Raw genomic sequence first — 14,402 nt, 5'->3', positions numbered from 1 at the left:
CCATGGAGGCACGGTGAAGTTCGGGTCTCCTGGAGGATTCCTGGATTCGCTTCTTGCTGACCTTGCGGAGATCGCGGACGACCTCAACCAGATCCTGACTCAACGTGTCGAGGACCTTCGGGGTGTCGAGGTGGCGGATCCACTGATCCAGTACGAGAAGCCGGGACCTCGTGGTGTCCTCCTCGTACTGGAAGTACTGATACTGCGCCCAGTCCAGTCCGTGGTCCCGGATGGCGGACACCAGGGCGGTCGAGTCCCCCTTGATCAGCGACTTGCAGAGCGCATCGGCGAGCACGGCGGCACGTTTGAGATCTGCGACCGATTCGGCGCGGAACGGGTGTTCCTGGGGTATGGCCTGGACCAGTGCGTCGAACTCCTCCTTGAACGACTCCTTTTGAGAGATCTTGACCCGGTCGAAGGCGTGGAGCAGCAGAAAGTCGGCCTTGGCCTCGGCTATGAGGGAGAAGTCCTTGAGGGAGTGGAGCCACGCCCTGTTGAGGGAGGAGCTGGAAAGCACGGACCGTGCTGGCGGCTGCCCCTGCGGGGTGTCGTCCCACAGGCTCTTGCACAGGGTGGCGCGGAACAGGCTCAGACCGGTCAGGAACTTGGCCTTGGCCTCAGGCGTCGGCCAACCTGTGCCGGCGGTGGCCAACCTCTCGGCACCGACGACCCATTCGTTGATGAGGCGGGGGACCAGCGCATTCCCCGAGAGTGCCGACCTGTGATGGGTCAACACCTTACGGAGAAACTCATCGAGCTGCAGATGGACCTCGCCCAGCGGCTTCTCCAGCACCTTCGCGTAGCTGTCTGCCATTTCGAGGGAACTCAGCACGGCCTCGTGAAGGTTGTAGCGCTTGCGAACGGCCTCGCTGCGGGAGGTGATGTACGTGGCCGGACGGTCGTAGGGGGATACGGATCTGATTCGCGCGTGAATCCGGGCCATGGCACCGGCGACGCGCCTCTCTTCGGTGCGGTCGTCCCTGAACTCGATCGTATTGGCGGTGGCGGCGGCGACGCCCTTGTTCTTGCCTCCCTTGTTCTTCTTGCCCGCCTTTTGAGCGGCGGCTGTCGCCTTCGCGGCCTGGGTCCTGGCCTCGGCCCGGGCTTCCTGACTGGTGTACAGCAGGTCGAGATCCAGCTTCAACTCGTTGAGCTCGCTGGCCATCCTGGTGGACTTTCGGACCTTGGCCGCGTGTTGTCCGACCCAATACGCGTCGTTGGCCTTGGCCTTCTCGAATTCGGTGCCCCACTTGTCCAGGGCCTTGTCCAAGACTTGCAACGCGGCGTCGAACTCGGCGATGAACTGTTTGACGACCGGCTTGGCCAACTGCCCGTTCCTCACCGCGGACAGCCCCGTCGTGCCCGCCGACGCAAGGCAGAAGGCCATGTAATCGCTGATAGTCACGATGTCCCTGGGCTTCGCCTGCTCCAGCTTGGGAATCTCGTATTGCCAGGCGGCCTGCCACTCGCCTTCGGCGCCCTCCCGGTTGAACCTGCGGTTTTCCTGGATCACGATGTCGGTGTCCGGGTGGAGATGCGCCAGGTCGACATAGGCATGAATGAGATCCATGCTCCATTCGTCCATGCTCCAGTTCACCGTCGAGAAGACGCTGTACGTCTTGGACATGGTGTCCGTGTACGCCTTCAGCTCCGCCGTCGTGAGGGGAACCGTCCGATCCCGGCTGACGTGGTCGAGCTGCACCTTCAGGGCACCGCGGGCCGCCGTGATCAACTGGCTCGGGTTCTTGGTGTCTGCCAGCTTGGCCGCCATCAGCTGTTGCATCCGCCCCCGCCAGCCGCCAGCCGTGAGCTTGCCGTCGTACCGGACGGACAGCGCGCTGGTGAGGAGCACTTCCAGGCGTGTCTCGGCGAAGCGGTCCGGCCAGGCCGCCCCCTTCTTCTTGGTGGCCAGGAACTCGACCACGTCGAGGTCGCTCTGCAGCAGCGCCAGCCGCTCGGCGAAGGTGTCATACCCGTCGCCCGGCGGAGTGCTCCAGTCGGCTGCCAGCAGCTTCTCCTGGTCGGCGAGCCGGTGCACCTGCTGCAGGTCGGAGCGGTCGGGACTCTCCGTCGCCAGATGACGCGCGAGATTACGCTCCCAACGCTCCAACCGCTTCAGCGACGACTCCTTGGCCGGCGCGTACTCCCACTCGATCGTGAACTCCGGCTCCGCCTTCGCCGCGGACTCGACCACCGCAGCGGGTTCGCCCGGATGGGGCCTGGGCTCGGACTCGGGCTTGGAGGCGCTTCCGGACGCATCGGCCACTGACTCGTCCGGCCGTCCCGACTCCGGCGTCGCCTCCCCCAGCAAGGTGTCGGGGGGCGGCGACAGCTCCGTGACCACCTGTGTGCCCTTCAGAGGCTCCAGCCACGGATTACTCGTCGGGTCGACCCCCTTCAGCGGCCCCGCAGCCGCACGAGCAGCCGGATAGAACGACGTGACCGTGCCCTCCTTGTTGCACTGCCCCTCGATCCAGTTGCCCCACTTGTCCCGGCCCAGCCAGCGAGCGCTCCCATCATCGAAGTGCGTGAACCCGGCGTCGTTCCTCGGGTTGGTCCCTCCCTCTCGCTGCTTGTCGATCTGAAGGGCGTTCGCCCACGCCTGCTGCGCCGACTCCAACGCCTGCGCGTACGTCAGATGCTGCGGGAAAAAGGTGTGGAGCCGCTTCGGGTCGATCTCCTCCCCGCCCGCTTTGGTGTCGATCCGCGCGGCGAACCACATGTTGTCGGCCGGCTTGTCATGGGAAGGCAGTCCCGAGACGGATGTCAGCTGATACTTGGCATCGAGATTCCTGTAGTCGAAGTGGCCGCCGGAGATGTACCCGTTCCCGGATCCCTTGTCCTTGCGTCGCGCGGTCTGCACATGCGTCTGCGTAGTGATGTTCACGGGCAGCTTGCGCTTCGGGACGAAGAGGTTGATGAGCGGCCCCTGACCCGTCGGCGTCGCTTGCTTGTGGGTGTACGTCTTGATGCCGAGCTGCTGCAACGACGCGTCGAGTTCATTGTGGAGCGGTATGAACTCGCCGTTGGGACCGTGTGCCGCCCACGGCTTCACGTCCAGGTCGGTGTGGGGCCTGATCACTCCGTTGTCGTCCACGTGCGTCTGTGTGGACACGAACTTGCCCGTCGTCGGCTGCACGCCCGAGACCGCACCCGTCGGCGCGATCACCCAGGAGCCAGCGCTCCTGGCGCTCTGGGCGGCGAACGAGCCCTTGCCCCCGATGCCACAGGCCGCCAGGACAAGGACCTTGCGCTTGCCGGTGATCCCGTTGATGGAGATCTGGTCGCCCTGCGCGGGCGCGTTCCACAGCTCGTTGTCCTTTGTGTACGAGAGCAACCACTGCGGGTCGTGCTCCATACCTTCCGCGACCAGTCTGCCGTCGTCGCCGTGGCCCAGGATGGTGGTCAGGCCAGGGGCGGTGGGCATCGAGTCGAGACGGTCCCGGATCGCCTGGCCGTCGTCGGCCCGCGGGAAGAAGACGCCATCGCTGCCCAGGGGTTCGGCCCGCGGGGCACCGTGGAGCACGGTGGAGGCAGGCTGCACGGTCACCGTGCCCGAAGGATGCACGCCCAGGGTCTGCAACATCGGTTCACTGGTGGTCGTCCGCGCGGTGTAGGAGAGGCCGTGGTCCGCCTGTACGTCCAGGCCGGTCGCGTCCGAGACCACCTTGGTCAACTCGGGCCAGGACTCGTCGAGCAGCAGGTGGATTCCCCGGAGATCCCGCCGGTCATCGCTGTTGATCTTCAGATACTCCGCGGCGATGTCCCCGATCACCTTCTCGGAGACCGGCTTGCCGTCGTAACGGGCCGTCTTGGCCTGCGACGTGACCCGGATACCCAGCCACCCCTGCTCGACCTTGGGCACCGGAGGCGCGCCGTCCTTCGTGGCGCTGCTGTCCGGGATCACCAGGACCTTGCTGCGGCCGGTGTCCACCAGGCTCAGCGAGCCCCACAGGGTGTCGACGCTGACCGGCTCCTTGGTCTCCAGGATCGTGGCCGGCGCGCTCCGCTTACCAGAGGGTTTGGGTTCGCCCAAGGGGTGAGTCCTGGTGAAGAGCGGGTTCCGGTCGTTACCGAGAGGCGTGCACTCGTCCTTCGCGATGCCGAGCTCGACCGGCAGCGCCACGGTGAACGTCCGGCTGTCGGAGCCGTAGCCGAGCTTCACCTCGATCTCGGCGTAGGCGTCGAACACCGCGATGGAGGAGAAGTACCTGGAGTTGTTGGGGACAGCGCCGCTGCTGCTGAGAAGCTCGCCCTCGCGCCTGCGCTGCTGGTATCCGGCCTGCCCGAGCCCCTCGCCGGCTCCCGTCGTGAAGCCACCCTGGAGCCGTACCTCACCTGCCGTCCAGGTCTGCTTCTGTCGGATGGACGTGCTGCTGCTCTCGTTGATTCCGTTGAACTCGGCGCCCGGGTCGGTCTGCCGGTAGTGCAGCCGGTCGATCTTGGCCGAGTACGAGATCTGAAGAGGCTTGTCCAGCGGGTTGCTGTCCGGCAGCGGGCTGTCCGCGACCGGTTTCCGGGTCATCTCCGGGAGGCGCGAGATCAGCAGGGCGGGGGACGCGCTGTCGAGGACCTGTCCGGCGACCTCGCTCCACTTGTCGCCCAACATCTGCTTACCGTAGGCGTCCAGGGCGTCCCGGATCCCCTTCGGCTCAGGCATGTGACGCGACACGTCGGTGTCCCGCAGTCCGCCTGCCTCGAACACCCGCTTCGGGGGGGCCACTTCGGTGTCATCGGACGTAAGGCGCTTGCCGCCGAACCAGGAGGGCGGCTGCTTCACCGTGCGGACCTCGGTCCGGCCGGCCACGGGGGCCGTCTCGGTCTTGGTGCCCGACTTCGCGTCAGCCTTCGCATCGGCCTTGGCGTCAGTCTTAGCGGCCGGCATGGTCGATGCCTGTTCGGTCAGCACCCTCACGCCCATGTCGAAGGTGCCGTGGCCGAACCGGTCCTTGGTGAACAGTCCGCCCCGGTGCTCGAAGCGGAAGTCGAGGGCGACGACGCCGTCGAAGGTGGAGCCGGGGGTCCTGACCTTCATGTAGGCGCCGGTCTTGGCGCTCGTACCCGTGGACCCCAGATGGTCCTCACCCACCTGCTCGCCGAGCTGGACGCCGCCGACGAATGCTGCCGGCGCCAGGCCCGTCGGGTCGGTCGTGCCCATCACCGAACCGCTCGCCTCACCCGACTTCGCCGTGCTGGGCAGCAGTGCGCTGTCCGCACCGAACCGCACCCGGGTGAGCGTGGCTCCTGTGGTGAACTCCGTGGCCGCGGTGTTGTTGGCGTGCTGCAGATCGTCGGGCACCACGCGGGCGGTGACGAGGACCGTGTTGGCACCGACGGTCTCCGAGATCGGCACGCGGTTCGTCATGGTCTTGAGATTCAGCTGGAGGTTCGCCGGATCCAGCTTCTTCAGCAGGTTCGCCTTGATCTTCTCCCACCCGGACGCTCCCATGACCTTGACGGCCTTCGCGTCCAGGGAGTCCAGGTCGTCCTCAAGGGTGCGCGGAGTGCTCGGCGCACCATCCTTGGCGGGAGGTGCCGGCAGTACCCAGACGTCCTGGACGACGTCGGAGGAGCCCAGCGCCTGGCGCTCGGTGATCCGGGGCGGCGGGTCGAGACGCGCATCGAGCGCTCGGCCGAGGCTGCCGTCACTCTTGACGCAGTCCTGCACCGGGAAGAAGAGCTCTGCCTTGGTGCTCACCGAGGTCGCCCGGGAGAACTTGCGGCGTAGGAGGCCGGGATTGACGTCGTAGTCGATGTCGTAACGGATCGTGCCGTCGAAGGCGCCCATCGAGTCGACCGTCCGGCCACGGTCGACGGAGCGCCCGGAGCTCGTGCTCGTCCGGCCGTCGATCTGGTCGCCGTGATGCGTTCCCGACACAGCGAACTTCACGTGCGGGGCCTTGCCCTTGAACTGGAACAGCTTGGTCTCGCGCACTCGGGTGTCGCTGCGGTGGCCGAGGGTGGTCTGCACCTCGGTCCCGGTCTCCGCCTCGACCTTCGGCAGGGTCTCACGGTGCTTCGCATCGGTCAGTGTGGCCCGGACGGCCACCTTCACCGTGGTGTCACCGGCCTTGACCTTGAACCTGATCCGGCCGCCTCGCGTGAGTCCGGAGGTCCGCGTCTTGAGCAGGTCCGCGTCGAGCTCTGCCCGTAGCTTCCTCTCCACCTCGGGCCGCCGCTCCCCCAGGATCCCCGCGAGGTCGTCGCTGACATGCCGACGCACGGCCTGGTCGTCGGGGAAGAGGTTGCGCACGATGTCGGATGCGCCGATGCGCCCTTCCGCGGCACGCTTGGGCGGCAGCAGTGGCTCCTTGGGCGGACCGCTGATGAGCCCGGTCGCCTCCTGGACGCTGTCCCCGTACTCCGCGATCACCGCGTCGTGGTCGACGGGCGTGACAGCGACAGGCGGCAGCCCCTGCGCGGTCACGGTCGCGCAGTCGCCCTCAGCGATTGCGGTCTCTCCAACGACGGTCGCGCTCTGTGTGACCGTCGTCTTGCCCTTGGCCGCGAAGTGGAAGCTCAGCTCGAAGTCCGTGTCGAACACGGCGACCTTCGTGGGAGTCCTTGAGTCGGCCAGGGCCATGCCCATGGTTGCGGTCTTGCTGCCGGCGCGGCCGCGCACCGCGCCGCCGACGCCGCCGTGTACGGACAGCTGGGTGGAGCCGACGAGATCGCCGATACCGCCTCGGGCCTGACCGATCAGCTCCCACCAGGAGAGATCCTGCCGGGTTTCGCCGGCGAGGCGGTGGGCCGTGGTCTGGATGTCGGTCTTCTCGCTCCGGTTGTAGGTCATCTTCTTGACCTTGGCGGTGGCGAAGATCTCCACGTCGCCGAGGCCCTTCAGCTTCAGCCGGAGGTCTGTCAGGTCCGGACCGTCCAGCCGCTTGCCACGCGTCATCCCCTGTAGGTGGGCCATGACCTGGTCGTGGTGGAACCCCCCCAGCACCGTGGTACGGGCCTTCGCCCACTCGTCGCCGAAGAACTCCTTGCCCGCCGTCTCCAGCGCGTCGCGCGCGGCGCCGAACTTGTCGAGGTCACGGATGACGTCGGTGTCCTTGAGTCCTGTGCCCTTCTCTTCGCCCCAGACCCGCTTGGGAGGTATGGCCTGTCCTTCGGCGGTGTGGCGGTTCGCCTTCGCCTTCTCGGTGGCGGACGCCGTGCCGGCGTCGATGCCGGCCGTCCAGCGCACCGGTTCGCCGTCGGCCAGAGGCTCGACCCCAGCGGTCTCGATGACCGCCTTCACACCGATCGGGGCTGTTCCGGTCCCGTCCGCGACGCTGCTGCCGGCGTCCTTCCGGAAGTCGAACTGAAGTTCCGCGATTCCCCCGAAGTACTCGCCCGTCGTCCTCGACTTGGTGGAGGAACCCGTTCCCGCGCCGTCGTCGTCGCCCTCGTAGCGGTCCCGGCCCAGCTGCCCTGTCGTGCCGACAGACTCCTCCAGCGCGCCCAGCTGCTGGAAGCCCCACGTCCCGGGCAGGGGTACCTGCCACACCTTGGAGGAGACCTTCTGCTTGCCACCCAAGCTGCCCATCTCGGTGCCGACGAAGACCTCGACCTTCCGCGCGCTCCTCAGGTGCTCGAGCTCGGTCAGCCGTGCGGTGATCTCCACGGAACCACCGTCGGTGAGCGGTACCGACTTCGGCTGCCCGGACATCATCGACTTGAGGTCCTGGTGCAGGGCGTCCAGTGAGAGCTGGCTGTTCAGCTCCCGCTTCACCTGCTCCCAGCCACGGCCGAAGACCTGGCCGCCGCTGTCGTCCATGCCATTCAGCAACTGGGGGATGCCCGTGTCCCGCCCGATCTTCCGGGGCTGCTCTCCGGTCCCGGACGGGGGCTCGGTCAGCGGGTGGAGGTCGACCAGGACGTCGGTGGAGCCGAGCCGCTGCCCGTCCTTGATGCGCTGCGGGACACCGTAGTGCGGTCCTTCAGGGCGCTGGCTTCCGTCCTCGGTCGTGCACTCGGCGAGCGGGACAGCGACCTGGATACCTACCACCACTTCGGTGCGCTTCAGTCGGATCCTCTCGATGGCGCCCGGTCCCGCGACATCGATCGCAACCCCGAGGACGGCCTGCCCGTCGAAGAGCGCGGCGGGCTCGGAGGGCCTCGCCTTGTTGATGACCCTGCCGCCTACCGACTGCGAGGTGCCGCGCAGCCGCTGCCACTGCTTGCCGAGCCGGCTGCTGAGGCTCTGGGCGCCCAGCTCGGCCGTGCCCTGGAAGGCGGCGCCGTACCGTCGGCGTACGTCCTGGTACAGGCCCACGGTGGACTGCGACTCCCAGCCGCCCTCAAACTCGTACACAGGCATCTCGCCCGCGAGCGCGAAGAGCCCGACAGCTCCGTCCACGGTCACTGTCCCGGCCCAGCCCTGGTACTCCACCGGCACGGTCAGGGGCTCGCCGCGGCTCATGCCGGACAGGTTGGACCTGAGCGCGCTGCCAGTGACGTGGGGCTTGATCTGGGCCGCTACCTGAGGCCAGTTGTCGCCGAAGTTCTTCTTCAGCCGGCGCTCGATCAGGTCCCAGACAGCGGTGTCGTTCCGGGAAACGCTGATGACATGGTCGGTAGCGGCCAGCCGGTGTTCCTGCGTCAGGCGCGACGGCGGTTGAACACCAGGCCCCGGCGGGGAGTTCAAGACCTCTTCGGGGGACTTCAGACCGAGCGGGGGCTTCGTTTCGGGGACCACACCTCGCGCACCGCCCATGCGGACGGCCAGCGCCTCGGCCGAAGCCGTGGCCTGGAGTGCGGGCAGGCCTTGGTCACGCAGGCGCTTCAGCTCGAACGCCACCGTGCGTATGGCCTCTTGGTTACGGACCGACTGCGTGTTGTCGAACGGGTTGTGGAGGTCGCTGATGGTCTTGGCCTCCGCGTACAGCGCGCGGTAATTCGTCTCGCTCAGGCTCCCCAGCAACTGGTTGACCTGCGCCGACGTCCTGGTGCCGTGTCTGGGCACCACCTTTACGAGGACCTCTCGGCGACGCTCCTGCAGGCTGCCGCCCAAGGTCTCCGGGTGCGCATGACGTCCGCGGGAAATGGTTCTGACGGGAACCGGAATGTTCCGCAGCCAGTCAGCCCCGCCGATGTCCTTCGTACGAGCCGCGGCTCCGGCGAGGAGTTCGAGTTCCGCCCGCAGGTGGCCGCGGAGCTTCGCCCACACGGCTTCGGAACGCTCATGGCCGGTGTCGTCCGCGTTCAGCCGGCTGTTGCCGTATCCGATGATCTCGATCGCGGACAGCGGCTGTCCCTGCTGTGCGTCTTCGACCCACTGCGGCAGCCACTGCTTCACCAGGTCCTTGGCAATGCGCTGGAGCTTCTTCTCCATCTCCGGACTGAGCTGCTTGGAACCCTCCGCGAAGGTCACGGCCCGCGGGTCGACGTTGGTCTGGAGCGCGCGCTGCCTGGTTCCCTCGGCGACAGACACGGTCCGCTGCTCGACACTCGTCTCCGGCGCGCCCTCCATGTGGGCCTGGACCATCAGGACCAAGCCCTCGTCATCGCCTCCAGGGGACGAGTTGGGCAGCTTCACTTCCACATCCACTCGGATGTCGATGTCGCGACTGGTCAGGGCCGGCGCGTCAGGAGACAGCGCCGCCCACTTCCCCAGCTGCTCCTCCAGCCGCTCCCGCAGCTGTCCCAGGGCGATCTGGTGCGCCGAAGGCTCCCCGTCGGCGGCCGGCGCCTCGGTCCCGCTGACCGTCACCTTGGGCAGCGGCAGTCCCTCGCCGGCCCGCCACACCGCGACCTTGGCGATCTTGTCGGCCATCGAGCGCATCCACTTGCGCTGGTTCTCGTCGCGCTGCGCGAGCTTCTGCTCGTCGGTCTCCGGGCCGACCTCGAGGTAGCTCTTCTGGTCTCCATGATCCGAGACCACCACCATCGTCAACGGGTTGGGGACGACGCCGACCGTCTCGTGGTAGGTCTTTCCCTCCTCCCGCGTGTACGAGGCGAAGGACCAGCGGTCACCCTTGCCACCGAGCCGCTGCTTGCCGCTGATCGCCTTCAGGTCGTCGCGTGCTGCCATCACAGCTGTGGTCTCGCGCTGCCGCAGCACATCAGCGCCTTCCTCTTCAACGGACTCCGGGTCCGCGAGTTTCCGCCGTACCTCCGTGATCTCCTCGACGCGCTTCAGCAGCTCGAACCGCCGGTCGTCGGCCTTCACACCCGCCTTGCTCAGCGCCGCCCGTGCCTCCTCACGCCGGGCCGGGTCGGAGTAGAGCTCGATGTTCTTCTCCAGCGCGTCCTTGACAACCGAAGCGATGTCGTTGCGGGCCAGGTTCTCCAGCGTGATGACGCTGTGCCCGTCCTCGCTGACGGCGACGACGCCGGCGAAGTGGTACCCGTAGCTGTCCTTGACCGCTACGCCTGTCGTCAGGTCCTTGGCCCCGGAGCGCTGCCCGTCCTCCAGGAACGGGACGGTCTGGGAGACCAGACCCTCACCGGGCTTCTTCGGCCAGGCCGCCTCGTTGATCCCGAGCAGCGCCGACTGCCGCTTCGCCGCCCCCGGGTTCTTGCGCTGCGCCTCGACGTACTCCTTGCCCGGCGCGGGGCCGTCCGTCACCAGCTGCTTGAGGGAAGCGCTCATGATCTGGCCAGCGGACTGCGGAGTCACCAGGTTCTGCCCCTTGCCCTGGCCTTCGCCCTGTCCATCGCCCGGTCCGTCGCCCTGGTACACCGCCTGGGCGAAGACCTCGGCGAGACCGGAGGTCCCCGAGATCTCGAACTTGTTCGCCGTGTTGATCTTCACCGCGATCGTCCGGCCGCTCTCGCCACCGTCCTCCGACAGCGGCCGCAGGACCGCATGGGTCTGGTGGCCGCCCATAACCTTCTGAGCGAATTCCTTGGACAGGTCGACGGGGCTGTCCCCCAGCTTCGGCACGACCCGGACCAGCTCCCGGGTCTCCCCTCCGTGGTCGAATCGGATCTTCGTGCCGGAGTCGACCGTGAGGCCGCTCTTGCTCCCGCTCAGCTCCAGGCTGCGGATGGCGTGTTCGGCCACCTTCGGCGTCGCGAAGAACTCACGGCCCGTTTCCGGGTAAGCGACCGTGCCGTCGGCCGAGACGAACACCTTCGGCTGGAACATGTACGTCGAAACCTGCTGCGGGTAGTAGAGAGGCACAACGGCACTCGTGTCCGCCTCGTCCGACACCTCCGGGTCCTCCACGAGGCTGAACGGCGGATCGAACTCGTCGTCCGAGCCGGGCCGCAGTCCGGATCCGGCGTCGGTGATCACCGTGTACTCGCTGGTCCAGCGGGCCGCGGACGGAGCCTTGTCGGGCTCGAGTCCGTACGCCACGGCCTTCTGCTGGACGTCCTCGCCGGCAGCATCGGCCTGGCCTACGACCTCGTCCACGAGCGTCAGCGCCTTCGACAAGGCCACGGTCCCGTCCGCGATGCCCTCATCCACAAGGTTCACCGCCTGCGAGAGGTCCTCGCTCCCGCCTGCGAGGTCCGCGCCGGTACTGGTTACGTCTATGCCCCTGTCCCGCCGGGAGCCGGCCGGAAGCTTCCGAACGGGCGCCTTCTTGCCGTCCTTCGCCTCTTCCTTCCGCCTCGCCGCCACGAGGGCGTCCACATCGACAGGCAGGAGCGAGACCAGCACACCCCTGCGCTGCTTTTCGAATGGGGCGCCCCCGGTCAGCAGCTTGCGAACCCTGCCCTTGGAGACGACTGAGATCTTCAGCTGATCGGCCGAGGGGATGCGGGCACGCTCGCCCCGCCGCTCGGCGACGCTCCGGAGTTCCGCGTCCAGGAGCTTCATGAACGTCGCGCGGACCGCTTCCGCACGATCGGCCCGTGTGCTCTTGATCTCGATGGTGGGGAGGGGCGGTAGCTCCGTGCGCCTGGCATCGTGCTTGGGGCGCCGCTGATGTTCCCAGACGATCTGTTCGGCGGCCTCCCTGGCCAGCTTGGCGATCTGCCCCACAGCTGCCCCGTCCAGGGCCTTGTCTCCCCGGGCGAAACGGATGGTCGCACCCGGGTTGCTGTCCGTTCGAACGACAGACTCGCGCGCCGTACGAGTCCCGGCCGAATAGTCCCCGGTGCCGCCGGCCTCCGGGTGGAACACCACCCATCCGTCCGGAAGGACGACACCGTCGCCGCCCTCGACCATGAGCAGCGTCGCCACTCCCATCGGCAGCTGCCCGAGGCTACCGACCGGGGCGACCACGGGGCCGCCGTACGCATTCGCCGCGAGCTGCCCAGGTGACGTGCCCCGCACCGGCTCGGACTTGAGCGCACCCTGATCGACCAGCGTGTTCTCCGGCACCCCCCGCTTCTTCGCCGACGCGGCAGAGATGACAGCCGGCGACGGCTGCAGGCTACCGTCCGACGCCACCGTCGCCACGGGCAACCGCTTTCCAGGCCCCAACTTGCGCGGCTTGCCCGGATCGGACAGTACGGGCCCGTGCGCCGCGTCGGCGAGAGCGAGTACCAACGGGGGCCGCGCGCCCGGCTTCACCAAGTTCGGCAGTGCCGGCAGGATCTTGTCCTGGACGAACTGCCCGATCGCCATCTCCTGGCCAGGGCCTGTCGGGTCGTCCGAGTCGAAGAGCAGGACTCCCTGGCCGGACCGCTTGACGTCCACCAGCAGGGGCTCGCCGAGTCCCCTCGGCAGCGTGTCCAGCACGCGCTTCAGCCCTGTCGACAACCCCAGTTCGCCGCGGAACGCCTCCTCCGCGGACGACCGGAACGAGATGCCACCAACGAAGTCCGAGGAAGTGTCCAGCACCGTGGGACCCGGCGGCTTCACTTCGAGCCCGACCATCAGGTTGGGCGCACTGGAGTACGCCTCCACGAACAGGCTCCCGGCGTCGCCGAGCGCCACCGTGTGTGCGGATGCGAAGACGCGTGTGGGGACCTCGAGGCCGGGAAGCCTGGCGCCGAGCCGCTGCGTGAAGGCCTGCGCGGCGGTGCGCCACTGTCCGCGCTCGCCCATGGTGTTGCATGAGAAGAGCACCGTGTTGAATCGGGGGATCGTGCCCGTCTCGGCGAGCTCGCGGAATCGCTCGTGGAGTCGCTCGTGGAGTCGGGCAGGATCCCCTCCGCTTCTCGGCGCGCGGTTGATTGCCTTTGCCAGCCCGAGAATTTCATCGCCCTTGCCCTGGAAGACAAGGTTCAGGAGCTTCCGGCCTCGGCCCTTGACCAACCCGTCCAGCGAACAGCCCGGCCTCATCTCGCGGGTCAATCGAAGGAACATCTCATGCTCGCCGGCTTGCGCCAGCTCCTTGAGTCGCTTACCGAGGGTTGAGAGGTCCAGGAACTCCTGGAACACCGCGGAGTCGACCACCATGTCCGCGAGTTGCTCGGGCGGAACCGCTATGAAGCCGCGGGTCCCGTCCGCCTTGGAGTCCCGAACAGCGGGCGCCAGCATCTCAGGCGATCCGTGCAGGTCGACGTAGAGTGCCAACTCACCGGCCCAACGGTCCAACGGGACGATCTTGTCAGTGAGCTTGAGCACTGGCTTCGTCTCGGGATCGTGGGCCTTCCACTTCTGCGCATCGCCCTTGTGCTCCTGCTCCGGCAGGAAGTTCAGGACCTTCGCCAGATCCGACGAGGTCGGGAAGACCTCCGTCGCGAAGGGTCCGATCGGGGTGGATCCGTAGCGCGTCTTCTCCCAGGCCTTCGCCGTACGGATCGCCTCTTGGTCGCCCTGGGGTGAATCCCCGATGACGCTCGCCAGGGTGAGGACCTTGTACCGGATCTCCGACGCGGACACCTTCGTCTTCGCCCAGGATCCGTGGTGGCCGTCCAGGATCGCGTACGCCTTCTCCAGCCGCTGAGTCAGCGCGTCGGGGGTGGAGGGCACGGGCAGTGTGTGGTGCAGCGCGAGCCAGGATTCGGCCGTGGACCGGTACTGCTCGGCCGCGCCCTGGGTAGCCCACTGCTCCTTGGCGAGCGCGATCATCAGCAGGTCCTTGTGCTGCTGAGGGGTCATGCCGTGCGCGTTGGACCCGTCACCAGTGTCGACGAACTTCGGGTACTCGTTGGCGCGTGTCCTGAGCTTCTCCTCAGTAAGCCTGCCCGCTTTGAGGTCCTGCGCCAGGGCCACGTGCGCCTTCTCCCCCAAGGACCGCAGGTCCTTGGCAAGCGTGCCGAACTCCTTCCGGATCGAGGCCACGACCTCGGCCTGCGTGGGCTTGACCCAGAGACCGGGCGTCGGCACGCCGCCCGCGTGTGCGTCGTTCCGGAGGAAGTTGATGATCTGCCCGTGGTCGGCGCTCTTGAACGGCTGCTTGGCAGCCTCCGGCTTCAGGTTCAGCTCGCGCAGCGATTCGACCAGATCGTTCTTCAGCGGCTGCGGATCCTGACCCTTGCGGTGCAGCGTCCACGGCTTCACCTCGGTCAGCAACGCGGGCACGATCTTCCCGTCCGCCATCACATGCGTCTGCGTCGACAGGAACTGACCC

At 67.4% G+C, this 14,402-nt stretch carries 1 protein-coding gene (running past one end of the window); it reads right to left on the bottom strand.

Annotation, left to right across the window (positions count from 1 at the left end; all coding sequences use genetic code 11):
* Positions 1-14,371 carry the 5' end (the start) of an EndoU domain-containing protein gene (locus ABT342_RS29995; RefSeq protein ID WP_351580796.1) on the bottom strand. 23,750 nt of this gene lie to the left of the window's left edge, so only the first 14,371 of its 38,121 coding nucleotides appear in the window; it begins with the start codon at positions 14,369-14,371; its stop codon lies beyond the left edge, outside the window.
* Positions 14,372-14,402: the final 31 nt, after the last annotated feature.

The organism is Streptomyces sp. NPDC000410 (genome assembly GCF_040300305.1).
Lineage (GTDB): Bacteria > Actinomycetota > Actinomycetes > Streptomycetales > Streptomycetaceae > Streptomyces.
This window is presented reverse-complemented; position numbering and strand designations above follow the sequence as displayed.